This is a genomic window from Bacillus sp. FH (genome assembly GCF_052216825.1).
Classification (GTDB): Bacteria; Bacillota; Bacilli; order Bacillales; family Bacillaceae_G; genus Bacillus_A; species Bacillus_A paranthracis.
On the sequence record NZ_JBQOUU010000001.1, the window covers coordinates 1,725,795 to 1,751,865 of the forward strand.

Below are 26,071 nucleotides of genomic sequence, written 5' to 3' on the forward strand. Positions count from 1 at the left end.
ACCTAAGGCCTTTTTATTTTTATCGCAAACTATTATACTGCGCTATAAATTAGATTTATTGTTTATATGACCTCACATCTAAATTGTAAAATACGGTTCACTTTATAAAAAAATGTCATACAACCTCATAGTCTCCTCATAGATTTCCATATAGAATAGAAGTATATAGTTTGCTATAAAAAGGAGTTGATCGTAATATGTCAAAAAAATTATATAAATCCGAAACTGATAAAATGCTATTTGGTATATGCGGTGGTTTAGGAGAATATTTTGATATTAGCTCTACTCTCATTCGCATACTTTGGGTCATTGCAGTTTTATGTTTTGGGACGGGGTTTTTAGTTTATTTTATTTGTTTATTACTTATGCCACGCTCTTACTAATAACATTCTTTCGTATATTTGAGCATAGTGTATACAAAATCCCCTATAGATTTTTCTATAGGGGATTTTTTCATGAAGAATATTTCATCGTTAAATGTAATACCGCTACTTCATCTTCTTCATTCTTATAACTATGTTTCTTATTCGCTTCAAATTGAATAGAGTCAAACTCATTTAATTCGTAAACATCGCTTTCTACTTGAATCGATACTTTCCCTTTCATTACCGTTACAAGCTCAATAGCACCTTCATGATGAGCTTCTGGTTCATATATACTATTCGACCTTAAACAAGCACGGTGCATTTCCATACCCGTTTCTTTCGTATAACGGAACATTGTTTCTAAATGCCATGCTTGTCCTACGTCTACTGCAAATCCTTCTCCGCAGCGCGCAACCGCTACAGGTTCTCCAACAACCATCAATCTCGATAAAGGAATCGATAACCCTTTCGTTATTTTCCAAATGACAGCTAACGTCGGATTCGTTTCGCCTCTTTCAATCTTTCCTAATGTTAATTTACTAACCCCTGTTTTTTGAGCTAATTCTTCTAAACTTAATTTTTGTTCATTTCGAATTTGCCTTAATAACTGACCTACTTGCTGAATGACTTCTTTCGTTTGCATATCTTCATGTTCTTTCATCTATAAAACCACCTTAAAATATAAAATAGTTTACTTTTATCTAGATAAAGTATATTATACTATACATAATCATTAAATTCCGAAAGGAGTGCTATACTTCATGCGCGCAATTTTATTAGGCCTTTTATCATCAGCCTTTTTTTCCGCAACTTTTATTATAAATCGAGCGATGAATGTATCTGGAACGAGCTGGGCTTGGACAGCTTCCTTCCGTTTTTTATTTGCTCTCCCTATTTTATTCCTTATCGTTTTATTTCGCAAAAACTTAAGGGAGTTATGGGAAGAATTAAAGAAACATCCATTGGCTTGGATCGGGTGGGGTTCTGTTGCTGGGATTGGTTTCTATTCTTTATTAAGTTTTGCAGCTGTCTTTTCTCCAGCTTGGCTCGTTGCTGGAACTTGGCAAGTTACGATATTAGCAGGTTTACTACTCTCGCCATTATTTTTCGTTAAAATAGAAACGAAATCAGGAACAAAACTTGTACGCGGAAAAATTCCACTTCGTAGTTTATATGTCGCATTATTTATTTTACTTGGTGTAATTTGTATGCAAACAACTGCTGCAGGTCACATTACAATAACTCAGTTCATTTCAGGGTTTTTACCTGTCGTGTTAGCTGCTTTCTTATATCCGTTCGGTAACCGAAAAATGATGGAACTTGTTGGCGGGCGTCTTGATACATTCCAACGTGTATTAGGAATGGCAATAGGCAGTCTTCCTATAACAATTTTACTTGGTATATACGGATTTTCTACTACTGGTATTCCAACATCAAGCCAAATGCTACAAGGATTTTTGTTAGCATTATGTTCTGGCGTTATAGCGACAATGACATTTTTCTTTGCTACTGACTTAGCCAAAGATAATCTCGCTCTACTTGGAGCTGTTGAAGCAACGCAAGCTGGAACGATGGTCTTTACCGTGCTTGGCGAAATTGTTTTCTTAAATGGTTCATTTCCTGGCGGGCTTTCCCTACTTGGAATGATTATTATTATGTTAGGAATGGTTGCAAATAGCATTTTAAACCGTTCTGTTCCAGTCGTTAAACAGAAAAAAACAGCATAAAAAAAGAGTATGGTTCTGTAACAAAGAACTATACTCTTTTTTATTGTCTCCCTATTGCGCCTTATCAGAATAGTATTTCATTAACGGTTTATACTAAAACCTATGTTATAATACGGTTCATGCGCAACAATAGGAGGTAAATTATGTTAAAAAAAGCAATCGCTGAATTTATTGGTACGTTTGTACTAGTATTATTCGGAACTGGAGTAGCTGTCATTGGCGGCGGAATTGAAGGAATTGGAACATTAGGAATCGCTATGGCTTTCGGTCTATCTATTGTGGCTATGGCATATAGCATCGGAACAATTTCTGGATGTCACATTAACCCAGCAGTATCAGTAGCTATGTTCATCAATAAAAGAATGAACGCTATGGAACTTTGTTATTATGTATTAGCTCAAATTTTAGGTGGTTTATTAGGAACTGCAACGTTAGTAACAATTTTAAAATCTGCTAAAACACCTTTAGATAATTTAGGACAAAACGGTTTTGGAACTCTTGGTTTATCTGGAGCATTTCTAGTTGAATTTATTTTAACTTTCGTATTCATTTTAGTGATCGTTGCTGTAACAGGTAAAAAAGGAAGTTCTTCTCTAGCAGGATTAGTAATTGGTTTCACATTAGTTTTAGTTCACTTATTAGGTATTCCGTTAACTGGAACTTCTGTTAACCCAGCTCGTAGTATCGCCCCAGCTTTATTCGCTGGCGGAGAAGCCCTTTCTCAACTATGGGTATTCATCATCGCACCAATTCTTGGTGGTATCGTAGCAGCTATCGTAGGTAAATTCATTTTAAATACTGAAAAATAGAATTTTCAATATTTCTGAATAAAAAAAGGCGAGCCCTCATTATGAGGATGCTCGCTTTTTTACTCTTTCATTTTAGACTTTAAATTTGTAACTAGTTGATCTACCGTTACATTTGCAAGTACATTTTCCATCGCTTCTTGTGCTTGCATTAAAATAATTTCTAATACTGATTGAATATTAGCTCCTACTGGACATTCAATGTTGGGATTTTCATGGAAGGAAAATAGCTGTCCTTCTTCTACAACTTCCACTGCTTTATATACATCAAGTAATGTAATTTCTTCTAAATCACGAGCAAGTGTCGTACCACCTTTACCAGCTTGTACATCAACAAGTCCTGCTCTCTTCAACATTCCTGTAATGCGACGAATCACAACTGGATTTGTATTCACACTACCGGCAATCCATTCAGAGGTACAGCGAGAGTTTCGATCTATCGCAAGTAATGTCAGCATATGAACACCTACTGTAAAACGACTACTAATTCCCATCTGCACACCCTCCTTTTTATTCATTCTATTAAAAGACGACTCTTATTATTATATACTATTTTTAATTTATACATAAAGAAAAAGCATGATTTCATTAGGAAATCATGCTTTTCTCTCATTATTGACGCTTTATAAATTTCGCTAAGTCTTTAAATTTCACTTTGTCTGAGTAATTCATTACACCATTTACGTAAATGCGGCTTGTAACAGCACTTAATATACCGATTGTCGCTAAAAGCCCCGCCAATGTTATCATAATTTCTAACATACCAGTTTCGCCAGCTACAAAGCGAGAGAATGTAACCATCGGGGTAAAGAATGGAACATAAGAGCTTATAACAACGATAGTACTATTTGGGTCACCTAATGATTTAAGACTTATAAAGAATGCTGCAATTATTAAAATTGAAATCGGTAGCATTACACCTTGCAAATCCTCAGTCTTAGAAACAACCGCACCAGCAGCTGCATACATCATCGCATACAGGAAATATCCTGTAACAAAATAAATTAAGAACATACCGATTATTTTTGCATCTAACTTTGTAACATCAATTACGCCAAATAATGAACCATTTTCTAAATCTATCCACCCTAGTAAATAAGGAACTAAATAACCACATGCTAATATGATAAGTTGCAATAACGCCGTTGAAACAACCGCTAAAATTTTTGCATACATCATCGTAAGAGGTTTTACTTTCGGAATCATAACTTCCATAACGCGAGAAGCTTTTTCAGAAGCAATATTCATCGCAATTGTGCTTCCGAACGCAACAATAAACATATATAAAGCGAATATGAAGAAATATGCAATTCCGGCAGAGGCAGAACGATCTTTTATTGCTTCTTGTTTCACGGAAATGTCCGTTTGTAATTGTTGTGCAATTTCTGGTGAAACATTATGCTTAGCAACAGTTACCGCCATATATTGCCCCTTTAAATAACTACCTATAATTGTAGAAGTTGTTTCACTAGCGAACCCATTAAACATATACGTAATTTCTGGAACTCCATTCTTTTCAGTTACACGAAACAAGCCGTCTAACTCGCCTTCTTCTACTTGTTTATGTAGTTTATTGAAATCTTCTTTTGAACCAATTGTTAATTTAGCTGATGGTAATAACTTAGTTAACTCTTCTTTTTGGATTTTATATGTAGAACTCTCTGACACAACTGCAATTTTATCTTTATCCTTATTTTTATCATTATTTGAAGTAAGATGATTGAACGCAAAAATTCCAAAAACAATTAAAAATAAAATTGCGCTCATAATTAATGATTTTTTAGATAAAAATGCTTCTCTAAAATAAAATGAAAATACGTGAGAAAATTTACGCATCGTTATTTCGCCCTCTCTACAAAGATTTCGTTTAACGTCGGCTCTAACATCTTAAATTGTCGTAAGGTAACACCTTGTTCTTGTAATTGTTGTAAAATGTTTAGAGCTTCTGCATCATCTTGTACTCGCACATAAAGAAGGCCTTGTTGTTTTTCATACGATACATGTATAGATTCTAATCCCTTCTCATTCACTTCTGTATCTTCAATCGTTAAATTACGAAAACCATATTGTTTTTTAATATCACTTAACTGGCCTTTTACGACTGCTTCGCCTTTTTTCAAAATACATACATGTTGGCAAAAAGCCTCTACTTGTTCCATACGATGACTAGATAAAATAATTGTCTTTCCGCTCTGTACTTGTTCTTCAATAATGCTAGCTAACATTCCAGCATTCACTGGATCCAGTCCGCTAAATGGCTCATCTAAAATGAGAAGTTCTGGATTATGAAGAAGAGCAGCAATTAATTGAATTTTTTGCTGGTTCCCTTTTGAAAGCTCTCCTGCTGTTTTAAATTTATATTCTGGTATTGCTAATCGATCTAACCAATGATCAATAGCAAGATCTACTTCTTTTTTCGTCATTCCTTCTAATCTACCAAAATATCGCAACTGGTCTATTACTCTACTTTTAGTATATAAACCTCTTTCTTCTGGTAAGTATCCTATCGTTACCCCACTAGTCCCAAATGGTTTTCCATCCCATGTAATAGAGCCTTCATTAGGCGTTAATAATCCGAGAAGCATTTTGATTGTCGTTGTTTTTCCTGCACCATTTCGTCCAAGTAATCCTAACACTTCACCTTTTGGTAACGAAATTTGCAAGCCGTTAACTGCTTTTGATTCCCCAAATTGTTTCGTTAAGTTTTGAATTTGTAAACTCAAAGTATAAAGCCTCCCCTTTAGTATCATTCATACTCTCTTTCAAAGACTATGTTTATTCAGGATAAAATATAGCACTACACTCCATCCTCTTATTATGTAGCATCTCTCTAATCCATCATTTGTTTCATTTAGTTAAAATTGTAAATAAAATTACATAGTTTGTCAATTATTATTGTCATTTCGACAATTAAACTTGTCAAAATAATTCCCATCATTTTTTCTCATCTTTCTAATATAGGACATACTACTATATATACAAAAGACAATATGCAAATGTTCATACAAAAAATATTATTTTTCGATATATAATATTAACTGGTTTTCTAACATCAAGGAGGGTACATATGAAGATGAAAAGGGGCATTACCACTTTATTATCTGTAGCGGTTCTATCTACATCACTTGTAGCATGTTCAGGAACACAAGAGAAAACAGTGGCGAAAGAAGAGAAAGTAAAATTAACAGACCAGCAATTAATGGCTGATTTATGGTATCAAACAGCCGGTGAAACGAAAGCACTGTACTACCAAGGATACAATATCGGTCAATTGAAACTTGATGCAGCTCTTGCAAAAGGAACCGAGAAAAAACCCGCTATCGTACTTGATTTAGATGAAACTGTTTTAGATAACAGTCCTCATCAAGCAATGAGCGTAAAAACAGGAAAAGGCTATCCATATAAATGGGATGACTGGATTAATAAGGCTGAAGCCGAAGCCCTTCCAGGTGCAATTGATTTCTTAAAATATACAGAGTCTAAAGGTGTAGATATTTACTACATCTCAAATCGTAAAACGAACCAACTAGATGCAACAATTAAAAATCTTGAGCGTGTAGGCGCTCCTCAAGCAACGAAAGAACATATATTACTACAAGACCCGAAAGAAAAAGGAAAAGAAAAACGACGTGAACTCGTTTCTCAAACACATGATATCGTCTTATTCTTCGGTGATAACTTATCTGACTTCACTGGTTTTGATGGAAAGTCTGTAAAGGACCGAAACCAAGCAGTAGCAGATTCAAAAGCACAATTTGGTGAGAAATTTATTATTTTCCCTAATCCGATGTATGGTGATTGGGAAGGCGCTTTATATGATTATGATTTCAAAAAATCAGATGCAGAAAAAGATAAAATCCGTCGTGACAACTTAAAATCATTTGATGCAAAATAAAGAGGATGGCATTCGCCATCCTCTTTATTTTACTTTCTCTGTTAAAGGCAAGATAAACACTTCTACACGCCTATTTTTCGCCTTTCCTTCTTGTGTATCATTTGGAGCAATTGAACGGTATTCTCCGTAACCAATTGCACTAAATTTTTCTGGTTGTAATTCTTTATTTTGGAGCAATACTTGCATAAAATTAACTGCCCGCTGCGTACTTAATTCCCAATTTGATGCAAATTGGGAATTTGCAATAGGGACATTATCTGTATGACCAGATACTGTAATTTCACGAGGTGACGCTGAAACAAGTAAGCTAGACATTTCTTTCGCAATCCCTAGTGATTCTAACTTCACATCTGCTTTTCCGGAATCAAACAGTACATTCTCTAATATTGTCACCATTAATCCCTTTTCAGTTAATTTAGTTTGAAAAGAAGAGGATAATTGTTTCTCATTAATATATTGATCAATCTTTTTTTGTAATGCTTTCAATTCATCCATTTCTTTTTTTTCTTTTTCTCTAGCTTCTTCTTGTTTTTTTGCTTGTTCTGCCTCAAGGCTACTTGCTGATAATTCCTTTTCATCATTTGGCTTCTGATCACTTAAAAATTCTTTGTTACCTGTTCCACCTGCTAGTTCGCTTCGAAACGCTACTGCCATCTGTTTAAACTTCGCTGCATCTATACTACTCATTGCGAATAAAACGATAAACAGTGCAAATAACAACGTTAACATATCAGAATATGGAATTAACCACGTTTCATCGATATGTTCCTCATGTTTTTTCTTTTTGCCTCTTCTATTTTTCTTACTCCGCATTTTTCTCTGCTCCTTTTTCTAGCTTTTTACGCTCAGTCGCAGATAGTGAACCTAAAATGCGGTTCTTCATAATAAACGGATATGTACCTTCTTGTAACATTAATAAACAATCAATAATTAAACGCTTTTTTTCGATTTCAGCTGCAGATTTTTGTTTTAACTTATTAGCAAATGGATGCCATAATACATAACCTGAAAAAATACCAAAAATCGTCGCAATAAACGCACCTGAAATAGCATGTCCTAACTTTTCAATATCAGTTAAATTACCAAGTGCAGCTACAAGACCGATAACAGCACCTAAAACCCCTAATGTTGGTGCATATGTACCAGCTTGAGAAAAAATTGCAGCTCCCTTTGCATGCCTTTCCTCAATTGCTTCTAATTCAGCTTCTAAAATCTGTTCTAAATCTTCTGCAGATACGCCATCAATTACAAATTTCATACCACGTAAAAGAAATTCATCTTGAATTTTGTCTAATTGTTGCTCTAAAGACAAAATACCGTATTTTCTACTTTCTGATGTCCAATGAACAAATAATTCTAGCAACTGTTCATAACTTAAATCCTTTTTATTTGAACCAAAAAGAACTTTAAATAATTTTGGAACTCTTTTTAGTTGATTCATCGGAAAGGCTATACATACTGCAGCAAATGTACCGATAAAAATAATTAATGCTGCGGCAGGATTCAATAAGGCTGTTACGTCAGCGCCCTTGACGACCATCCCTACTACCACTGCTACAAATCCTAAAATAAGTCCAATAATTGTTGCAAAATCCATTCCCATTCACTCCTAGTCTATACAAGAAGTTCTTTATTCTCGATAATCGCTACATCTTCTTATGTATATATATTACATAAAAAATTCATTTCATGAAAGATAAGAAATGAATTAAATGAAAAAATACTACAATTTCACACATTTTCTGACATTTTCTTTGCATTTCTATTACGTTACGATTCTTATATTTCTTTTTCATTAAACTAGACTTATAATAAGAAACGATACACATTTTATTAAGAAAGGACTGTGATTACAAGGCATCATGAAAAAGATAATTATTATTTCTGCCACTACTATTGTAATCGGTATCACTTCTTTCGCTTACTTTAGTTCTAAATCACCATTACAAAATAATGCGAAAGCTGTCGAAAGTCAACAGCATAGTAACCACCAAAAAGAAGAGATTCCTGCTTTTCCAAAAGCTGATCATAATGCAAAGAAGCTAGACAATGATTTTTCCGTTGTAACAAATCCAGAGTCTAATCTTGTATTAGTTAATAAACATCGAAAACTACCAGACGGATACATACCTGAAGACTTAACGAGACCAAACGTACCATTTACTAGTCCAAAAGATAAAGAAAAAACATTGCTGCGCAAAGATGCTGCAAATGCGCTTGAAAGTATGTTTGAAGTGGCAAAGAAAGAAGGACTTGAACTTACAGCTGTATCTGGTTATCGTTCATACAAACGCCAAAAATCATTACATGATACATACGTTAGACGCCAAGGAAAAGCTGAGGCGGATTCAGTAAGTGCCATTCCCGGTACGAGTGAACATCAAACTGGTTTAGCAATGGATATTAGTTCAAAATCTGCTAAATTCCAATTAGAGCCTATTTTTGGAGAGACAAACGAAGGTAAATGGGTTGCAAAACATGCTCATGAATTTGGCTTTGTCATTCGTTATTTAGAAGATAAAACAGAAACAACAGAATACTCATATGAACCGTGGCATTTGCGCTACGTTGGAAATCCATACGCTACATACATATATAAACATCATTTAACATTAGAAGAGGCGCTGGAAGACAAAAAATAAGAGAGCAATTTGCTCTCTTATTTTTCTTTCACTCTATCATTGTATTAATTTTTCCTTCCACTCTTCAGGCCACGGTTCACCTCTTCCCGTTTTTTTCGACGCTTGGACCATCATTCCACGACCAACTAAACAAACCTCTCCTTCTGCATTCTTCACCATATAATGCAAATCTAATGAAGAATTTCCAACTGATCCCGCTTTTACATACACCTTCAACTGTTCATCAAAATATATTTGTTTAATAAAATTACATTGTAAATCCGCAACAACAATCATCGTTTCTGAAGATTCATGCGTCCATTCTTGCATAAATCCAAGTTCTTTAAACAATGCGATACGCGCTTCTTCAAAATAGGTGAAGGCAACGACATTATTTACATGTCCAAACATATCTACTTCACCAAAACGAACCTTTACAGGATTGTAAAACGAAAAACCACTTTCCCATTGCTCAAAGTCTTCAATATAAGAAATCCTCTTCATTGTTCCCTCTCCTTTTCGTTTTAAAATAAACAGAATAAACAGAAAAATATAGTTATAAATATTGCCCCTTCGAAATGAAGAGGCAATATTTTTTAATAGTTATTGTCGCTACCAAAGAAATCTTTGAACGATTGAATTGTTGTATCACGGTTTAACGCCGCAATTGAAGTTGTTAATGGAATACCCTTTGGACATGATTGCACACAGTTTTGAGAGTTACCACAGTTTGCAAGTCCTCCATCACCCATAATTGCACGTAAGCGATCTGCTTTATGCATTTCACCCGTTGGATGTGAGTTAAATAAACGAGCTTGTGATAACGGTGCTGGTCCAATAAAGTCCGATTTACTATTTACGTTTGGACATGATTCTAAGCAAACACCACATGTCATACATTTTGAAAGCTCATAAGCCCATTGACGTTTCTTCTCTGGCATCCTTGGTCCTGGTCCTAAGTCATACGTACCATCAATTGGAATCCAAGCTTTAACACGTTTTAGAGCATTAAACATGCGACTACGGTCAACTTGTAAGTCACGAACAACCGGGAATGTCTTCATCGGTTTTAAGCGAATTGGTTGTTCTAATTGATCGATAAGCGCTGTACATGATTGACGTGGTTTTCCGTTAATCACCATCGAACATGCACCACATACTTCCTCTAAACAGTTCATATCCCATGCAATCGGAGTTGTTTTGTTTCCTTTTGAATCAACAGGATTACGACGAATTTCCATAAGCGCCGAAATAATATTCATATTCGGACGATACGGAATTTCAAACTCTTGGTCAAACGCTTGCGCATCTGGTCCGTCTTGTCTCGTAATGATGAGGCGGATTGTTTTCTCAGACATGTTGTTTATCCCCCTTCTCTTCACTCTTAGCAGCTACATCGTGTTTTGAAGAATAATCACGTTTACGTGGTTTAATTAATGAAATATCCACGTCTTCGTAATGGAATGCCGGTGCATTTCCTTCTCCTTCAAATTTCGCCATCGTAGTTTTTAAGAAGTTTGCATCATCACGATTTGGGAATTCAGGTTTGTAATGCGCCCCACGGCTCTCATTACGGTTATATGCACCAATTGTAATAACACGTGCTAATTCAAACATATTTGCAAGTTGGCGTGTAAATGAAGCACCTTGGTTGCTCCATCTCGCTGTATCGTTAATGTTAATACGTTTGTAGCGAGCCATTAACTCTTCAATTTTTGCATCTGTTTCTAATAATTTTTTATTTTCACGAACTACTGTAACGTTATCTGTCATCCATTCTCCAAGCTCTTTATGAAGAACATACGCATTTTCGTTACCATCGAGCGTTAAAATATTGTTAAATTTCTCTGTTTCGATTAATTCATTTTGTTCATACACAGTAGATGGAACAGCATCTGATGATTTAGAAAGACCTTTCATATATTCAATTGCATTTGGTCCTGCTACCATACCACCGTAAATTGCTGATAATAGTGAGTTCGCTCCAAGACGGTTACCACCGTGCATAGAATAATCACACTCACCTGCTGCAAATAAACCTGGAATGCTTGTCATCTGCTTATAATCAACCCATAGCCCGCCCATTGAATAGTGAACAGCTGGGAAGATTTTCATTGGTAGTTTACGAGGATCATCACCTGTAAATTTCTCATAGATTTCAATAATTCCACCAAGTTTAATATCTAGTTCTTTCGGATCTTTATGAGAAAGATCTAAGTACACCATGTTTTCACCGTTAATACCTAGTTTTTGCTCTACGCAAACATCAAAGATTTCACGCGTTGCGATATCACGAGGTACAAGGTTTCCGTAAGCCGGATATTTTTCTTCTAAGAAATACCATGGTTTACCATCTTTATATGTCCAAACACGTCCACCTTCACCACGTGCAGATTCACTCATCAGACGTAATTTATCGTCTCCAGGAATTGCCGTTGGGTGAATTTGAATGAACTCACCGTTTGCATAATATGCGCCTTGTTGATATACAGCAGAAGCTGCTGTACCTGTATTGATAATGGAGTTTGTTGATTTTCCGAAGATGATACCAGGGCCCCCTGTTGCCATAATCACGGCATCAGCTCGGAAACTTCTAATCTCCATAGTTTGTAAGTCTTGTGCAACGATTCCTCGGCACACACCTTCATCATCAATAACAGCTCGTAAGAAATCCCAACCTTCATATTTCGTTACAAGTCCTGCTACTTCGTGACGACGTACTTGCTCATCTAATGCGTATAGTAATTGCTGTCCAGTTGTTGCACCAGCAAATGCTGTACGGTGATGTTGCGTTCCACCAAAACGACGGAAATCAAGAAGTCCTTCTTCCGTACGGTTGAACATAACACCCATACGGTCCATTAAATGAATGATACCAGGTGCTGCTTCACACATTGCTTTAACTGGTGGTTGGTTCGCTAAGAAGTCCCCACCATAAATTGTATCGTCAAAGTGGATCCATGGAGAATCCCCTTCACCTTTCGTATTTACGGCACCGTTAATTCCACCTTGGGCACATACAGAATGCGAACGTTTTACTGGTACTAAAGAGAACAGTTCAACATTTACTCCTGCTTCCGCCGCTTTAATCGTTGCCATTAAGCCAGCCAAGCCACCGCCGACTACTATAAGTTTCCCTTTCATGCTCTCCCACTCCTTACTGGTTTGCTAGCTGTGGATCGATGAACGCTAATAATGCACTCACACCTACATAAGATAGACCTAAGAAAATAGCTAATGTTACATAAGTAGAGATTCTTTGTGAACGTGGAGATACTGTAATTCCCCAGCTGATGCAGAATGTCCATAGTCCATTTGCAAAGTGGAAAATTGTTGAAACAACACCAACTAAGTAGAATGCAAACATAGCTGGATTGTTTAAAATATCTGCCATCATGTCATAGTTTACCTCTTTACCTAACGCTGCTTGAATACGAGTTTCCCAGACGTGCCAAGAAATGAAAATCAGTGTAACGATACCTGAAATTCTTTGGAAGACGAACATCCAGTTACGGAAATAACCGTAAGAAACCGCATTGTTCTTAGCTGTAAATGCAATATATAAGCCATATATAGCATGGTACAGTATTGGTAAAAAGATAATGAAAATTTCTAGCGCATACCGGAATGGAAGGAGCTCCATAAAGCCTGCAGCTTTGTTAAAAGCCTCTGCTCCTCGTGTTGCAAAGTTGTTTACAATTAAATGTTGCGTCAAAAAGACACCAACCGGGATGACCCCCATTAATGAGTGCCACTTACGAAACGTATACTCGCGGCCTTTCATGTCCCCATTACCCCCCTTGAATGATTGACTGCTGTTTTCAGATTAGTTTATGGCAATAATGTTTTTTCACTATTGGCATAAGAAAAACTGAAAAAATTATTCGAAATATTTCAGCATAATTTGATACCAAGTTCATTTTACTCCTATTTTTGTCGAAGCGTCAAGAAAACGTATACATAATTTGCATATAATTTGCCAATTCTTTTTTTCTTCTTATATATTCAGATTTTCCCAAAGAAAAATCTGTTTTTATAAATGAGAAATGTTATATAATAATCCCTATAGAAAGAGGGGAATATTGTGAGTAAAAATACAATCGATACAACATCTTTAGAAGATGTTTCATTGAACGCCTTCGCTTACGAATTGCTACGTGAAGAATTACTACCTGATTTAATCGGTAACGATCTAGATGGTATTTTATACTGGTCCGGTAGAAACCTTGCAAGAAAATATCCACTAGACACAATTGAAGAAGTCATTCAGTTCTTTGAAAAAGCTGGCTGGGGCACTTTAAGCATTATTGAACATAAGCGTCGTGAAATGCAGTTTCAACTTAAAGGCACACTCATCGCTGAACGTCAAAAACAAAAAAGACATTCTTCTTATCAATTAGAAGCTGGGTTCATCGCTGAACAAATTCAAAAGCAACGAAACGTCGTTGCAGAGTCCTACGAAGAAAAGAAAAAACGTTCAGACTCTATTACATTTCTCGTAAAATGGGATATAAAAGATCTCATTGAAGTGTAGCATTACCCGCGGTCAACTAGACATATCAGTTTAGTTGACTTTTTGCATTTTCATTCATTTGAATTTATTTTAAATCTTCAGAAATTATACCAAAAAATAGAAGACGTTGTAAACTACAACGTCTTCTTATCCGCTAAATAACTATAAATCGTCTCTGCGACATTTTTCGGCATACCCGCTTCGACAAATTCTGTTACAGAAGCCTCTTTCATCTTTTTTAGCGATCCGAAATGTTTTAACAATATCTTTTTTCGTTTATCTCCAATTCCAGGAATATCATCGAGTGCCGATTGAATGACAGATTTCCCGTGTAATTGACGATGGAATGTAATTGCAAATCGATGCACTTCATCTTGAATGCGCTGTAATAAATAAAATTCTTGGCTATTTCTCTCAAGCATCACAGGTTCAGGTGGATCTCCAATAATTAAATGAGATGTTTTATGTTTGTCATCTTTTACAAGACCTGCCATCGGAATATATAAACCGAGCTCATTTTCTAAAACATCACTTGCAGCCGCCAGATGACCTTTTCCGCCATCAATAATGATTAAATCTGGTAAAGGTAACCCCTCTTTCAGCGCCCTTGTATAACGGCGTCTCACAACTTCTCTCATAGACTCATAATCATCTGGTCCTTGAACTGTTTTAATTTTATATTTCCTGTATTCTTTCTTAGCTGGTTTCCCATCAATAAAAGCAATCATTGCCGAAACAGGATTTGTCCCTTGAATATTTGAGTTATCAAACGCTTCAATACGATAAGGCGTTTCAATTCCGAGCTGCTTCCCTAAATTCTCTACCGCTTTAATCGTTCGCTCTTCATCACGTTCAATTAAATAGAATTTCTCTTCCAAGGCAATCTTCGCATTTTTATTTGCCAGTTCTACAAGATCTTTTTTCTTACCGCGTTTCGGCTGTGTCGCTTCCACTTCTAAAAAGCGTTCTACTAACTCTGAGTCTATACTTCCTGGAACGACAATTTCCTTCGGCTTAAAATGACTGCTGTTTTCATAAAATTGACCGATAAACGTTAAGAACCCCTCTTCTGGTTCATCGTAGATTGGAAACATAGAAACATCACGTTCGATTAGCTTTCCTTTTCGAACGAAGAAAACTTGAACACACATCCACCCTTTATCAACTGCATAGCCAAACACATCACGGTCCACTAAATCACTCATAATCATCTTTTGTTTTTCCATAATCGCATCGATATGAGCGATTTGATCACGTAACTCTTTTGCACGTTCAAACTCTAGTTTCTCTGAAGCTTCATACATTTTTGTTTCTAATTCCGAACGAACTTCTTTATGTCCACCATTTAAAAACTTAATAATTTCATCTACAATTTCTTTATTTTGTTCTTCCGTAACTTCTTTCACACAAGGTGCTAAACATTGACCCATATGATAATATAAACAAACTTTATCGGGCATATTTGAGCACTTACGAAGCGGGTACATACGATCTAGCAGTTTTTTCGTTTCATGAGCTGATTGTGCATTCGGATAAGGACCAAAATACTTTCCCTTATCCTTTTTTACATTTCGCGTAATAAGTAATCGCGGTTGTTTCTCAGCTGTAATTTTAATAAAAGGATATGTTTTATCATCTTTTAATTGAATATTATATTTTGGGTCATGTTTTTTTATTAAGTTTAACTCCAAAATGAGCGCCTCTAGATTTGAGGAGGTTACAATATATTCAAAATCTACAATTTCCCCTACTAGCCGAAGTGTTTTTCCATCATGCGAACCAGTAAAGTACGAGCGCACACGATTTTTAAGCACTTTTGCCTTTCCGACATATATAACCGTTCCTTGCTTATCTTTCATTAAATAACAACCAGGTTGATCTGGTAAAATAGCCAACTTCTCTTTTAAATGTTCGTGCACTCGTTACCCTCCATTTCTACATGCTTAGCATTTTTATTTTCACATGAAAACATACTATGCCAAAACACCCAACATACGTTCTTTCATTGTAACGGAAAGGTGTAAAAAAGGAAAATAAAAAAGGCTACCAAATGGTAGCCTTTTTATTTTAGAAGTGTTTAGAAACTAATTCTACTAACGCTTCTTTCGGTTTGTAACCTAACGCTTGATCAACTACTTTACCGTCTTTTAATACGAAAAGAGCTGGAATGCTCATTACTTCGAATTGACGAGCAGTTTCTTGATTTTCATCCACGTCTACTTTTACTACTTTTACTTTTTCGCCTAGTTCTGCATCAATTTCCTCTAATACAGGAGCGATCATTTTACAAGGTCCACACCAAGGTGCCCAGAAATCTAATAATACAACACCTTCGCTAGTTTCTGCTGCGAAGCTTTGGTCATTTGCGTTTACAATTGCCATTTTATTTCCTCCTTCAAGTATATTCTACCAAGAGTATATCATTAACTTATATACGTGGCGAATAATATGTATCGTTATGTATTGTAACAAAAAAGTGTTCCTTTATACTATATAAAAATACGGATTAAATACTAAAAAGATGAGAGACAGGGGATCTCTCACCTTTTTCTATATATAGGGGTACTTCACTTGGAACTCAAGGGTACTCAAATCATGAATGTACTTTTAACTTTTTAAACTCTTCTGTTAAAAGAGGTACCACTTCAAATAGATCGCCAACAATACCGTAGTCAGCTACTTTGAAGATACTTGCTTCTGGGTCTTTATTAATCGCAACGATTATTTTTGAGTTAGACATACCAGCTAAATGCTGAATCGCTCCAGAAATACCGCATGCAATGTATAGGTCTGGCGTAACAACTTTACCAGTTTGACCAATTTGTAATGAGTAATCGCAATACTCAGCGTCACAAGCACCACGAGATGCTCCAACAGCGCCGCCTAATACATCAGCTAACTCTTTTAATGGCTTGAACCCTTCTTCACTCTTCACACCGCGTCCGCCAGCGATAATCACTTTTGCTTCAGAAAGATCAACGCCTTCTGCCGTCTTACGGACGACATCTTGAATGATTGTACGTAAGTCTTTCACATCTACTGTAATAGAAGACACGTCACCACTGCGAGACTCATCTTTTTCAAGCGTTGCGATGTTATTTGGACGCACTGTCGCAAATAAGATGCCGTCTGTTACAATCTTCTTCTCAAACGCTTTACCAGAGTAAATTGGACGAGTAAAGATAACATTTCCACCTTCAACTTCTAAAGCAGTTACGTCAGAAACTAGACCAGCTTCAAGCTTCGCTGCTAATTTTGGTGATAAATCTTTCCCAAGTGCTGTATGTCCAAATACAATTCCTTCTGGATTTTCTTCAGCATATACAGCTAAAAATGCTTGTGCATAGCCATCAGATGTATATGATTTTAATTTATCATTTTCAACTGTCACAACGCGATCTGCACCGTAATGAATCAATTCATTTGCAAAAGAAGCAACGCTATCTCCAACTAGAAGACCTACTACTTCACCGCCTTCTGCAATTGTTTTTGCTGCTGCTACCGCTTCAAACGAAACGTTACGTAGCGATCCATCACGAACTTCACCCATTACTAATACTTTACGAGCCATAGATTTTCCCTCCTGCATATATAATTTCGTATTTTATTAGATTACTTTCGCTTCTGTATGGAGCAACGATACAAGTTCTTTTACTTGATCTTGCAGCTCGCCTTGTAACACTTTTCCTGCATCTTTCTTAGGAGGCAAATAGATTTCAATTGTTTTTGTCTTTGCTTCCACATCATCTTCTTCTAAATCTAAATCATCTAATTCTAATTCTTCTAGTGGCTTTTTCTTCGCTTTCATAATACCTGGAAGCGATGGATAACGAGGTTCATTTAAACCTTGCTGTGCTGTTACTAAAACTGGTAATGAAGTTTCAATCACTTCTGTATCACCTTCAACATCGCGCTCAATCTTCACGTTTGTACCGTCAATTTCAAGTTTTGTAATTGTCGTTACGTACGGAATATTTAACGCTTCAGCTACACGCGGACCAACTTGTCCAGATGCACCATCAATTGCAACGTTTCCGCCTAAAATTAAATCTGCATCTTTATCTTTTAAATATTCAGCAAGCACTTTTGCTGTCGTGAACTGGTCACCATTTTCTACATCATCTTCAATATTAATTAATACCGCTTTATCGCAGCCCATCGCTAACGCCGTACGAAGTTCTTTCTCACTATCTTCGCCACCAACTGTTACGACAGTAACTTCTCCACCTTGTGCGTCTCTTACTTGAATTGCTTCTTCAATTGCATATTCATCGTAAGGGTTGATGATGAATTCCGCTTCGCCATCGTAAATTGCACCGTTTTTAATTACGATTTTTTCTTCTGTATCAAATGTTCGTTTCATGAGTACGTAGATGTTCATTCCATTTACCCCCTTGTTTTTCAGAAAGATTCTATCAATTTTAATTTTCTGTTAATTTATATTAAAAAAATAATTGAACTACCTGCCGCTAAATGAAGGCTTACGTTTTTCTAAAAACGCCGCTACACCTTCTCTTCCATCTTCACTCGTAAATACTTCACCAAAGATTTGAGCTTCGCGTTGTACACCTTCATAATAATGAGACGATTTCGTCGTTTGCAATAACTCTAGTACAGCACGAGTCGTCGCTGGGCTTTTTCCAGCAATCTGTTTTGCAACTTTAAGCGTATCATCTAAAAATGTTTCTTCAGCAAAAACTCCGTTAACTAGTCCCCATTTTAATGCTTCTGCACCAGTAATCGGTGTACTTGTTAACATCATTTCACAAGCTTTCGCTTTCCCAACATAACGTGGTAATCGCTGTGTACCTGCAAATCCAGGAATTAATCCAAGTGTTAATTCAGGTAAACCAAGTTTTGCACTTTCAGTTGCAAAGCGCATGTGGCAAGACATAGCAAACTCAAGGCCGCCGCCAAGTGCCGCTCCATGAATTGCCGCGATAACTGGTTTTGAACATTTTTCAACGCGCTCAAACGTAACTTGTCCAAGCTGCGCTAATTCAGTCGCTTGCTTCGCTTCAGTAACAGATGTAAATTCTTTAATATCTGCTCCCGCCGAGAAGAAGCGCCCTTCACCGTGAATAACAACAACACGAATGTTATCATCCTTCTCCACTTGATCAATTAATTCAGTAACGTCATGCATAACTTGTGAAGACATCGCGTTAGCTGGCGCATGATTTAACGTAGCCACCGCGATATGATCTTCAACTCTTACAGATAGGAATTTCAACATGATCCCTCCCATTATTGACGATAACCACAAGCTGCAATAAGTAGCCCATGTACCGTTTTTGAAAGTGCGACCAGATCATACTTATGATCGCTCATTACCCAATTGGTCACAACTTCATCTACTGTTCCAAAGATCATTTGTCTTGCCACGCGAACATTTAAATCCGCTTGGAATTCACCTTGCTTTATACCAGTCTCTAAAATCTCATCAATAACTTGTAAGTAGCCTTTTAATACTTCATTTATTTTCAGGCGTAAGTCTTGATTGGACTGTCTTAGCTCTAATTGCGTAACGATAGCAAGAGGATCATTTTGCGACAACAGCAAGAAGTGCGTTTCTACCAACATGAATAACTTCGATACAGCGCTTTCAATTCCTGCTGTTTTTTGACGAATTGTTTCGACAAATTCTCCCATCTTCTCTTGGAATAAGGATATTAATATATCTTCTTTATTTTTAAAATATAAATAAATCGTGCCATCAGCTACCCCAGCTTGCTTTGCTATTTTAGAAACTTGCGCTTGGTGGTACCCATTCTCCGCAATCACAATGACTGCCGCATCAATAATTTGATTGTATTTCGGTCTATTTTTCTTCACTTTACTGTCCCCTTCAAGAAGATGACTGAATGAATAGTCATTCATATTCTTATAATACTGACTATTTAGAAAAGTGTCAATCCCATTTTTTCAAAAAGAAAGGGCCTTAGCCCGTTTGCTCATCCTCATTCTTTCTTTTCTCTTCCTCAATTAGGACACGGCGCAAAATTTTCCCAACTGTCGTTTTCGGCAGTTCATCTCTAAACTCATATACTTTCGGAACTTTATAGGCCGCTAAATATTTACGAGCAAACTGATTTAATTCTTCCTCAGAACACTCTGTACCTTCTTTTAACACAACAAACGCTTTAACTGTCTCTCCCCTATACGGATCGGGAACTCCAATTGTCACTACTTCTTGCACTTTTTCATGCTCATATAATACTTCTTCTACTTCACGAGGATACACATTAAATCCACTCGCAACAATCATATCTTTCTTACGATCTTTCACATAGAAAAAGCCATCTTCATCCATGTAGCCAACGTCCCCTGTATGGAGCCACCCATCTTGCAGTACAGCTGCTGTTTCTTCTGGCTTATTCCAATATCCTTTCATAATTTGAGGGCCTTTTACTACAATTTCACCGATTTCTCCCGGTGGTAATGCCTCACCAGTTTCAAGCGACATAATCATTGCTTCTGTATCTGGCCACGGAACTCCAATGCTACCTGGCACTCGCTTTTCCCATAAAAAATTACTATGTGTAACTGGAGATGATTCTGTTAAACCATATCCCTCTACGAGTTTACCCCCTGTAACTGTTTCGAACTTTTCCTGTACTTCTACTGGCAGTGGTGCTGATCCACTAATACAAGCACGAATAGACGAAATATCGTATTCTTTTAAAAGCGGGCTATTTAAAAGAGCGATATAAATAGTTGGTGCCCCTGGGAACAATGTCACTTTATGCTTCTTAATCGCTTCAAAAACCATTTTCATATCAAATTTTGGAATAAGAACCATTTTGTATCCTTGCATAATACTTAAATTCATGACAGCCGTCATGCCATACACGTGGAAAAATGGAAGAACCCCAAGAACGACTTCTTCTCCTTCTTTGCAATTATATAACCATTGAACTCCCATCAAAGTGTTAGAAACGAGGTTTTTATGCGTTAACATAACGCCTTTCGGAAATCCAGTTGTTCCTCCTGTGTACTGTAAAAGAGCTAAATCATTTTCAGGATCACAAGGCACCTCAACATCCGTATTCACTTCTTTTTCTACTGAGTTCCAAAGGTGAATCGTTTCACTCTCTGATACTTTCACAACTAAATTTGACTGTTTTTTCTGCACAAATGGATACAATAGATTTTTAGGGAAGGGCAAAAAGTCCGCAATACGAGTTACGATAATATGCTCAATTTTTGTAGCAGATTGAACATTCGTTACTCTTGGGAACACTAAATCGAGGCAAAGAATGACTTTTGCTCCCGAGTCATGAAGTTGATATTCTAATTCTCTTTCTGTATATAATGGATTTGTTTGGACTACGATACCTCCCGCAAGTAATGTACCGTAATAACCGATTACAGCTTGCGGACAATTCGGCAACATAATGGCAACTCGATCACCCTTTTCCACACCGAGCTTTTGAAGATAATTTGCAAATCTCTTCACCTTATCATGAAAGTCTGAAAATGTAATATCCTTCCCTAAAAAGTGAAGCGCTTTCTTTTCTGGGTAGCGAGAAGCCATCTGTTCTACATATTTATGAAGCGGCTGAATATCATAAGAAATTGTACTTGGAATTTCCTCTGGATAATTTTTCAACCATGGTTTTTCCACCTTCATTCCCCCTTCAAATACATAAAAATAAATGAATGTTCATTCATGAGGTTGTTTTCATTATATTATAGTCACCATAACGTTACAATCATAATATTCTGACTTTTATATAACTATGCTTCACTCCATTAACTTCTTATTATATGTACAAACTCTCCTAATCTATAAAAAAATAAGAGAGTTATTATTTAGCTTAATCTTATTATCGTTAACACAGCTCCTGGTGTAGTTGTTGATAATGTTGCAACAGCTAACAAACCAAATAGTTGCAAACTAATAGCATCTCCTGCTGCAAGAGTTGTAATAATTGTTGCGCTAAATGATGTAGTTGCTAACGCAGGAGAATTGATCGTTCCAGCAAGTGGTGCTCCATTAATTGTAATACGAGAACTGACTAATAATGAAGCCGTTATATTAATCGTATATGAAATATAATAATTCCCAGCATTTGCAACCGTAAATACTGTATTTCCCCCGGAAACCGTAATACCAGGACCGATATTTTGATTATTCGGAAGCGGGACATTCGTTCCACCTAGAAGTACCGATATCGCTGTTCCTGACGTATTATTTGCAAATGCATACGTCGCCGTGATACTTGTACCTGTTACTCCCGTCGGACCCGTTGACCCTGTTATTCCCGTCGCTCCCGTTGGACCTGTTGATCCTGTTATTCCTGTCGCTCCCGTTGGACCCGTTGATCCTGTTACTCCTGTCGCTCCCGTTGGACCCGTTGATCCTGTTATTCCCGTCGCTCCCGTTGGACCCGTTGATCCTGTTACTCCTGTCGCTCCCGTTGATCCTGTTACTCCCGTCGCTCCCGTTGGACCCGTTGATCCTGTTGGGCCTGTCGCTCCCGTTAATCCTGTTGCCCCCGTCGGACCCGTTGGACCAACTTTAGGCACTGTCCCATCGCAACTAAAACAGCATGAATCAACATGTACACCATTTTGATTATTACAACTACAATATCCATTTGTATTATTGAGCCATGAAGACATGTTGATCACTTCCTTTACATTCGATCTTTTAAGTACAATCAACGAGTTAGAAAACAACTATCTAAATAACAAAGACATACTTTGCCTAGTGGGGATAAACGCAGATTTATTCCATACATTCTAGTAATTATTACATGCGATTTGCTCTCCTTTTGCTTGTACTTTCGCCTTCTTGCTCAAACGAAATTCTTTTTCTCCATTCTGCATATACATATAAATTTCAATCCAATTGGTATATTCATTGGTGGATTACTTGCAGTTGGAATTTTACTTTTCTTTTCATGAAAATTAGAGTTTAGCTCAACACCCCTTACTTTAATAGGAATCGGTATTTCAACTCCCGGCTCAGCGATTATTCACCCCTTTATTGTTAACACAGATTTGAACGTTGCTGTACTTGGATCAACTTATTTCCTATGGTTAATAAGGAAGAGTGGAAAGAAGATTAATTAAAAAAAGAGGCTTCTTATGTGAGAAGCCTCTTTTTTCATTCATTCTCATAAGCCCAAAGGAAACTATCTTTTTTTCACGAATTTAACCTATGAACATAACTAGGGGGGATAAATATGTATCAAACTATTGAAGGTTTCTTGCAATCATGGACATACGAGGCTGAGTCTACTCAAAAGATGCTCGATGCATTAACCGATGAGTCTTTATCACAAGAAATTGCACCTGGGCACTGGACGTTAGGCAGAGTCTCTTGGCATATCGTGACGGCAATACCAGTTATACTATCTGGTACGGGACTTAAATTTGAAGGAGAAACGAAAGATTATCCTGTTCCAACTTCAGCAAAAACAATTGCAGATGGATATCGTAAAGTGAATACAGCTTTTGTTGAAGCACTTCAAAGTAAATGGGCTGATAAAGATTTAGCAACTATTAATGACTTCTTTGGTCGTCCTATGCCAAATTCTATATTTTTAATGACACTTATTAATCATCAAAATCACCACCGCGGACAAATGACGGTATTAATGAGGCAAGCTGGCTTAACAGTCCCTGGCGTATATGGCCCTGCAAAAGAAGAATGGGCTGCCGCTGGAATGGAAGCTCCTAAAATGTAACAGCAGAAAAAGACAAGGTGTTTACACATCTTGTCTTTTTCTGTAACTTGTTTCATGTGAAACTATTTTACGTATTCTTATCATACAGTTATATCTTCCTTCTCTATATTTTTAATTCCGTAATATGCAATGGCAACTCCAATTGCTGCCAATGCTAGTTGAAGGGGAAGAAAAGTTGCTGTAGAAAACTCTGGGTTGCTATTCATTGCAATTGAGACAACGATAAGAGATGAAACAATTGTAGTTGGCACTGAACGTTTACGCATTCCGAAATATAGAGGGATTAAACTCATTCCCGCAGTTGCAATGGCTAAAGGAACCAGTTTTATTCCTTCTTGCACCAATTGATCTACTGTGAATGAATTAGGAAGAATTGAAAAATAGCTATCTATCCCAAAGAAAATTCCTACTACTAAAATGTTAGATACAATAACTGTTATAAATGTTACTATCGCTGTAATAGCCAACTTACTAGCCATCATTTTCTTTCGGTTAATAGGATAAGAAAACATAAGTAGTATTGTTTTATTTTTATATTCGCCAATTATTAACCTTGCGATTAATACACTACCAAAAATAATAAATGTTGCTCTTACTATTGTGCTAGCCATTAACAATATCGTCTCTGGATTCCTTATTTCTGCATCACCTTCTACTTGAGCGATGATGCTCACAAAGATCATTACTGCCAGTATAACAATATTCGCAATAATTGCCCTCTTCACGTACCAACCAAGCTTAAACTTTTTCAATTCTAGCTTCATTAAATGTAGCATGATAGTCCTCCTTCCTCCTAAGATTTAATCAATATAAATGACTCCTGTTTCACTTAAAATCTTCGCTTCATTTTTCGCATCACCAATTGTTCCTACTTTTATTTTTTCTGTACTTTTATCTTTCTTAAGTCCTTTTAAATCTACTATTACGTCAGCCGAATTACTTTTAGCCATAAGCTTCAATGATGCCGGGACACCTTTATACCGTACGCCAATATCCCCTGATTTTGTTTCTATAAATAATGATTTTCCTTCTATCATATCTTTCAGCAATACTTCCCCAGATGTTGAAGTGATGTTCATATTTGAGTTACTTACATTTGTTATATAGTTATCACCAGTCGTAGACTTTATATTTAATTCTTGTACTGAACTATCTTTTACAACTAACTCTCCACTTTGCGATATGAATTCACCTTTCTCGGCTGATAATCCTACAATCATTCCATCCCCAGATTTGCCTTTTGTCACGATGCTTTTTACTACTATATCGTTTATTTTCACATCACCCGATTTATTATTTACTACAATTTTACCTATCTCTTTCTTCGGAATAGCTATACATATACTATTTTTCTTTCTAAACGTAAAACCATTAAAAAATTTGGCTGCCTTTTGTTTTTGCTTAATCACAATTTTATTTTCGTCATTTTCTATTTTGACGGGATCTATCTCTTTATCTACTTGTTCACCTTGAGCGGAAATTACTATTTTATTAGCATCTGTACTTTTAAATTCAATATCCCAGTTTTCATTGTCTACTTCTATTTCTTTTATATTATTTATCTCAAAAGACTTTTCTTTCTTAAAATCTTTCCCCTGAAATACCTTAATACCAAAAACTACACTAGCAATTGTAATGAATACTATTGCAATTACTATCATTTTTTTCATTATTCATACCCCAGTTCGTTTTTGTTTTAAGCTTACTTCACGCCACATCGATCTTGTCGATTTTACGAAATGATAGATAACTAATGAAAATTCCTAATAAACAGAGCACGATTGGGATAGCTATAAAATCAAACATACTTACTTGACCGTTTCCAGCACCAACGTTACCACTAATCAGCATACCAATTATTACTGCCGAAGTAATCGTTGTCGGTGTCGATTTCTTTCTCATTCCAAAAAATAAAGGAATTAAACTTATACCAGATATCATAAATGCACTTATAATAGTACCTGGAACGATAGCTATTATTTCGCCTATCGTAGCAGGTGTTTCAATCAGTCCCATCATTGGACTCACAAAATATACGAGCAAGCTAATAATGAAAGTCGCGATAATCGTGCTCACAAAACAAAAACAGAAAACAATTGTTAGTTTCGCACTCATTAGCATTTTCCTTTGCAGTGGATACATAAATGATAGTTGTATCGTTTTGTTCTTATACTCATCAATTACTAAACGTGATAAAATGACCGAACTAAAAATAATGAATGTTACCCTAATAAAAATATTTACTAAAGCCATGTTCTGTGTGAAGTCAGAGAAGAGCACGTCTTCCTCGGCTTTCATTCCCACTGCCATAAGGCTTACTACAGCGAAAATTGCTATAATACAAATTGCTACACTTTTAAAGTAACTAGATAATTGATGTTTCTTCCATTCGAGCTTCATTAATCTAAGCATACAAAACCACTCCTCCATTCTTTATATAACTGTC

Annotated in this window: 28 protein-coding genes and 1 pseudogene; 8 read left to right on the top strand and 21 right to left on the bottom strand. The window is 36.4% G+C overall.

Annotation, left to right across the window (positions count from 1 at the left end; all coding sequences use genetic code 11):
• Nucleotides 1-197 precede the first annotated feature (197 nt).
• Nucleotides 198-383: a PspC domain-containing protein gene (locus ACTT1L_RS09155; RefSeq protein WP_000038791.1), complete on the top strand. Its 186-nt coding sequence runs from the start codon at nt 198-200 to the stop codon at nt 381-383.
• Nucleotides 384-453: 70 nt separating this feature from the next.
• On the opposite strand, the gene ACTT1L_RS09160 is transcribed toward ACTT1L_RS09155, so the two are convergent.
• Nucleotides 454-1,026, bottom strand: coding sequence for a helix-turn-helix domain-containing protein (locus ACTT1L_RS09160; RefSeq protein WP_000658051.1), 573 nt, complete (start codon nt 1,024-1,026; stop codon nt 454-456).
• Between the two features lie 100 nt (nt 1,027-1,126).
• Here ACTT1L_RS09160 and ACTT1L_RS09165 point away from each other — a divergent pair, with 100 nt between their 5' ends.
• Nucleotides 1,127-2,092: a DMT family transporter gene (locus tag ACTT1L_RS09165; protein ID WP_061132084.1), complete on the top strand. Its 966-nt coding sequence runs from the start codon at nt 1,127-1,129 to the stop codon at nt 2,090-2,092.
• A 143-nt stretch (nt 2,093-2,235) separates the two neighbouring features.
• Nucleotides 2,236-2,901, top strand: a complete 666-nt coding sequence (locus tag ACTT1L_RS09170) for an MIP/aquaporin family protein (protein WP_000913198.1) — start codon at nt 2,236-2,238, stop codon at nt 2,899-2,901.
• 59 nt (nt 2,902-2,960) lie between these two features.
• On the opposite strand, the gene ACTT1L_RS09175 is transcribed toward ACTT1L_RS09170, so the two are convergent.
• From ACTT1L_RS09175 to ACTT1L_RS09185, 3 genes are all read right to left on the bottom strand, one after another.
• A complete protein-coding gene (locus tag ACTT1L_RS09175) occupies nt 2,961-3,392 on the bottom strand; it encodes an Rrf2 family transcriptional regulator (RefSeq protein ID WP_000512998.1) in 432 nt (143 codons plus the stop codon).
• A gap of 118 nt (nt 3,393-3,510) precedes the next feature.
• Nucleotides 3,511-4,734, bottom strand: coding sequence for an ABC transporter permease (locus ACTT1L_RS09180; RefSeq protein ID WP_001224962.1), 1,224 nt, complete (start codon nt 4,732-4,734; stop codon nt 3,511-3,513).
• 2 nt (nt 4,735-4,736) lie between these two features.
• Nucleotides 4,737-5,621, bottom strand: a complete 885-nt coding sequence (locus tag ACTT1L_RS09185; protein WP_000058124.1) for an ABC transporter ATP-binding protein — start codon at nt 5,619-5,621, stop codon at nt 4,737-4,739.
• 344 nt (nt 5,622-5,965) lie between these two features.
• Between ACTT1L_RS09185 and ACTT1L_RS09190 the strand changes: the two genes are divergently transcribed.
• Nucleotides 5,966-6,793, top strand: a complete 828-nt coding sequence (locus ACTT1L_RS09190) for a 5'-nucleotidase, lipoprotein e(P4) family (protein ID WP_076873230.1) — start codon at nt 5,966-5,968, stop codon at nt 6,791-6,793.
• A gap of 24 nt (nt 6,794-6,817) precedes the next feature.
• Here ACTT1L_RS09190 and motB read toward each other — a convergent pair whose 3' ends face one another.
• Together motB and motA are read right to left on the bottom strand one after the other, a co-directional pair.
• Nucleotides 6,818-7,606: a flagellar motor protein MotB gene (motB, locus tag ACTT1L_RS09195; protein WP_001256745.1), complete on the bottom strand. Its 789-nt coding sequence runs from the start codon at nt 7,604-7,606 to the stop codon at nt 6,818-6,820.
• Entirely contained in the window at nt 7,596-8,390 is a 795-nt protein-coding gene (gene motA, locus ACTT1L_RS09200) for a flagellar motor stator protein MotA (RefSeq protein ID WP_000344858.1), read from the bottom strand. The genes motB and motA overlap by 11 nt, the downstream gene beginning before the upstream one ends.
• Nucleotides 8,391-8,655: 265 nt before the next feature.
• Here motA and ACTT1L_RS09205 point away from each other — a divergent pair, with 265 nt between their 5' ends.
• Nucleotides 8,656-9,435, top strand: coding sequence for a M15 family metallopeptidase (locus ACTT1L_RS09205; protein ID WP_074543105.1), 780 nt, complete (start codon nt 8,656-8,658; stop codon nt 9,433-9,435).
• A gap of 36 nt (nt 9,436-9,471) precedes the next feature.
• Here ACTT1L_RS09205 and ACTT1L_RS09210 read toward each other — a convergent pair whose 3' ends face one another.
• The 4 genes from ACTT1L_RS09210 to sdhC all read right to left on the bottom strand — a co-directional run bounded on the left by ACTT1L_RS09210 (nt 9,472) and on the right by sdhC (nt 13,198).
• A complete protein-coding gene (locus tag ACTT1L_RS09210) occupies nt 9,472-9,918 on the bottom strand; it encodes an acyl-CoA thioesterase (protein WP_000822738.1) in 447 nt (148 codons plus the stop codon).
• Between the two features lie 92 nt (nt 9,919-10,010).
• Entirely contained in the window at nt 10,011-10,772 is a 762-nt protein-coding gene (gene sdhB / locus ACTT1L_RS09215) for a succinate dehydrogenase iron-sulfur subunit (RefSeq protein ID WP_001291826.1), read from the bottom strand.
• Entirely contained in the window at nt 10,765-12,558 is a 1,794-nt protein-coding gene (gene sdhA, locus ACTT1L_RS09220) for a succinate dehydrogenase flavoprotein subunit (protein ID WP_071741889.1), read from the bottom strand. The genes sdhB and sdhA overlap by 8 nt, the downstream gene beginning before the upstream one ends.
• Nucleotides 12,559-12,571: 13 nt before the next feature.
• Nucleotides 12,572-13,198, bottom strand: coding sequence for a succinate dehydrogenase cytochrome B558 (gene sdhC / locus ACTT1L_RS09225; RefSeq protein ID WP_000678352.1), 627 nt, complete (start codon nt 13,196-13,198; stop codon nt 12,572-12,574).
• Nucleotides 13,199-13,498: 300 nt separating this feature from the next.
• Between sdhC and ACTT1L_RS09230 the strand changes: the two genes are divergently transcribed.
• Nucleotides 13,499-13,948, top strand: coding sequence for a YslB family protein (locus ACTT1L_RS09230; protein ID WP_000042220.1), 450 nt, complete (start codon nt 13,499-13,501; stop codon nt 13,946-13,948).
• Nucleotides 13,949-14,061: 113 nt separating this feature from the next.
• Here ACTT1L_RS09230 and uvrC read toward each other — a convergent pair whose 3' ends face one another.
• The 8 genes from uvrC to ACTT1L_RS09270 all read right to left on the bottom strand — a co-directional run bounded on the left by uvrC (nt 14,062) and on the right by ACTT1L_RS09270 (nt 22,555).
• Nucleotides 14,062-15,846 (bottom strand): excinuclease ABC subunit C, encoded by a 1,785-nt coding sequence (uvrC, locus tag ACTT1L_RS09235; protein WP_000544272.1) that lies wholly within the window; start codon nt 15,844-15,846, stop codon nt 14,062-14,064.
• Nucleotides 15,847-15,994: 148 nt separating this feature from the next.
• The gene (gene trxA, locus ACTT1L_RS09240; RefSeq protein WP_001018943.1) at nt 15,995-16,309 is read right to left on the bottom strand and encodes a thioredoxin; all 315 of its coding nucleotides are present in this window, start codon (nt 16,307-16,309) and stop codon (nt 15,995-15,997) included.
• A gap of 211 nt (nt 16,310-16,520) precedes the next feature.
• Nucleotides 16,521-17,498: an electron transfer flavoprotein subunit alpha gene (gene etfA / locus ACTT1L_RS09245; RefSeq protein ID WP_000101965.1), complete on the bottom strand. Its 978-nt coding sequence runs from the start codon at nt 17,496-17,498 to the stop codon at nt 16,521-16,523.
• Between the two features lie 36 nt (nt 17,499-17,534).
• Nucleotides 17,535-18,308: an electron transfer flavoprotein subunit beta gene (gene etfB, locus ACTT1L_RS09250; protein WP_001029030.1), complete on the bottom strand. Its 774-nt coding sequence runs from the start codon at nt 18,306-18,308 to the stop codon at nt 17,535-17,537.
• Nucleotides 18,309-18,386: 78 nt separating this feature from the next.
• Nucleotides 18,387-19,163, bottom strand: coding sequence for an enoyl-CoA hydratase (locus ACTT1L_RS09255; RefSeq protein WP_000911295.1), 777 nt, complete (start codon nt 19,161-19,163; stop codon nt 18,387-18,389).
• 11 nt (nt 19,164-19,174) lie between these two features.
• The gene (locus tag ACTT1L_RS09260) at nt 19,175-19,762 is read right to left on the bottom strand and encodes a TetR/AcrR family transcriptional regulator (RefSeq protein ID WP_000742222.1); all 588 of its coding nucleotides are present in this window, start codon (nt 19,760-19,762) and stop codon (nt 19,175-19,177) included.
• Nucleotides 19,763-19,868: 106 nt separating this feature from the next.
• Nucleotides 19,869-21,554: a long-chain-fatty-acid--CoA ligase gene (locus ACTT1L_RS09265; RefSeq protein WP_000414715.1), complete on the bottom strand. Its 1,686-nt coding sequence runs from the start codon at nt 21,552-21,554 to the stop codon at nt 19,869-19,871.
• A gap of 188 nt (nt 21,555-21,742) precedes the next feature.
• Nucleotides 21,743-22,555: a BclA C-terminal domain-containing protein gene (locus ACTT1L_RS09270; RefSeq protein WP_086717697.1), complete on the bottom strand. Its 813-nt coding sequence runs from the start codon at nt 22,553-22,555 to the stop codon at nt 21,743-21,745.
• Nucleotides 22,556-22,774: 219 nt separating this feature from the next.
• Here ACTT1L_RS09270 and ACTT1L_RS09275 point away from each other — a divergent pair.
• Nucleotides 22,775-22,966, top strand: a pseudogene (locus tag ACTT1L_RS09275) (hypothetical protein); the annotation flags it as partial.
• 155 nt (nt 22,967-23,121) lie between these two features.
• Complete coding sequence (locus ACTT1L_RS09280; protein WP_076873235.1) at nt 23,122-23,625, top strand: DinB family protein; 504 nt, start codon at nt 23,122-23,124, stop codon at nt 23,623-23,625.
• Between the two features lie 80 nt (nt 23,626-23,705).
• Here the strand turns inward: ACTT1L_RS09280 and ACTT1L_RS09285 are convergent, their stop codons facing one another.
• From ACTT1L_RS09285 to ACTT1L_RS09295, 3 genes are read right to left on the bottom strand one after another with little or no spacing between them, the layout of a single operon-like run.
• Nucleotides 23,706-24,401, bottom strand: a complete 696-nt coding sequence (locus tag ACTT1L_RS09285; RefSeq protein ID WP_074543109.1) for an ABC transporter permease — start codon at nt 24,399-24,401, stop codon at nt 23,706-23,708.
• Nucleotides 24,402-24,425: 24 nt separating this feature from the next.
• Complete coding sequence (locus ACTT1L_RS09290) at nt 24,426-25,295, bottom strand: DUF4097 family beta strand repeat-containing protein (RefSeq protein ID WP_076873237.1); 870 nt, start codon at nt 25,293-25,295, stop codon at nt 24,426-24,428.
• A gap of 37 nt (nt 25,296-25,332) precedes the next feature.
• A complete protein-coding gene (locus ACTT1L_RS09295; RefSeq protein ID WP_000945219.1) occupies nt 25,333-26,037 on the bottom strand; it encodes an ABC transporter permease in 705 nt (234 codons plus the stop codon).
• Nucleotides 26,038-26,071 lie beyond the last annotated feature (34 nt).

Bases quoted from the DNA above. Each gene is read 5' to 3' on its own strand.
- sdhB (WP_001291826.1), bottom strand. From the start codon at position 10,772: ATGTCTGAGAAAACAATCCGCCTCATCATTACGAGACAAGACGGACCA.
- ACTT1L_RS09210 (WP_000822738.1), bottom strand. From the start codon at position 9,918: ATGAAGAGGATTTCTTATATTGAAGACTTTGAGCAATGGGAAAGTGGT.
- motB (WP_001256745.1), bottom strand. From the start codon at position 7,606: ATGCGGAGTAAGAAAAATAGAAGAGGCAAAAAGAAAAAACATGAGGAA.
- ACTT1L_RS09290 (WP_076873237.1), bottom strand. From the start codon at position 25,295: ATGAAAAAAATGATAGTAATTGCAATAGTATTCATTACAATTGCTAGT.
- etfB (WP_001029030.1), bottom strand. From the start codon at position 18,308: ATGAACATCTACGTACTCATGAAACGAACATTTGATACAGAAGAAAAA.
- sdhC (WP_000678352.1), bottom strand. From the start codon at position 13,198: ATGAAAGGCCGCGAGTATACGTTTCGTAAGTGGCACTCATTAATGGGG.
- ACTT1L_RS09160 (WP_000658051.1), bottom strand. From the start codon at position 1,026: ATGAAAGAACATGAAGATATGCAAACGAAAGAAGTCATTCAGCAAGTA.
- ACTT1L_RS09155 (WP_000038791.1), top strand. From the start codon at position 198: ATGTCAAAAAAATTATATAAATCCGAAACTGATAAAATGCTATTTGGT.
- ACTT1L_RS09295 (WP_000945219.1), bottom strand. From the start codon at position 26,037: ATGCTTAGATTAATGAAGCTCGAATGGAAGAAACATCAATTATCTAGT.
- ACTT1L_RS09165 (WP_061132084.1), top strand. From the start codon at position 1,127: ATGCGCGCAATTTTATTAGGCCTTTTATCATCAGCCTTTTTTTCCGCA.
- etfA (WP_000101965.1), bottom strand. From the start codon at position 17,498: ATGGCTCGTAAAGTATTAGTAATGGGTGAAGTTCGTGATGGATCGCTA.
- ACTT1L_RS09270 (WP_086717697.1), bottom strand. From the start codon at position 22,555: ATGTCTTCATGGCTCAATAATACAAATGGATATTGTAGTTGTAATAAT.
- trxA (WP_001018943.1), bottom strand. From the start codon at position 16,309: ATGGCAATTGTAAACGCAAATGACCAAAGCTTCGCAGCAGAAACTAGC.
- ACTT1L_RS09175 (WP_000512998.1), bottom strand. From the start codon at position 3,392: ATGGGAATTAGTAGTCGTTTTACAGTAGGTGTTCATATGCTGACATTA.
- sdhA (WP_071741889.1), bottom strand. From the start codon at position 12,558: ATGAAAGGGAAACTTATAGTAGTCGGCGGTGGCTTGGCTGGCTTAATG.
- ACTT1L_RS09285 (WP_074543109.1), bottom strand. From the start codon at position 24,401: ATGCTACATTTAATGAAGCTAGAATTGAAAAAGTTTAAGCTTGGTTGG.
- ACTT1L_RS09190 (WP_076873230.1), top strand. From the start codon at position 5,966: ATGAAGATGAAAAGGGGCATTACCACTTTATTATCTGTAGCGGTTCTA.
- ACTT1L_RS09255 (WP_000911295.1), bottom strand. From the start codon at position 19,163: ATGTTGAAATTCCTATCTGTAAGAGTTGAAGATCATATCGCGGTGGCT.
- ACTT1L_RS09180 (WP_001224962.1), bottom strand. From the start codon at position 4,734: ATGCGTAAATTTTCTCACGTATTTTCATTTTATTTTAGAGAAGCATTT.
- ACTT1L_RS09170 (WP_000913198.1), top strand. From the start codon at position 2,236: ATGTTAAAAAAAGCAATCGCTGAATTTATTGGTACGTTTGTACTAGTA.
- ACTT1L_RS09205 (WP_074543105.1), top strand. From the start codon at position 8,656: ATGAAAAAGATAATTATTATTTCTGCCACTACTATTGTAATCGGTATC.
- motA (WP_000344858.1), bottom strand. From the start codon at position 8,390: ATGGATTTTGCAACAATTATTGGACTTATTTTAGGATTTGTAGCAGTG.
- ACTT1L_RS09280 (WP_076873235.1), top strand. From the start codon at position 23,122: ATGTATCAAACTATTGAAGGTTTCTTGCAATCATGGACATACGAGGCT.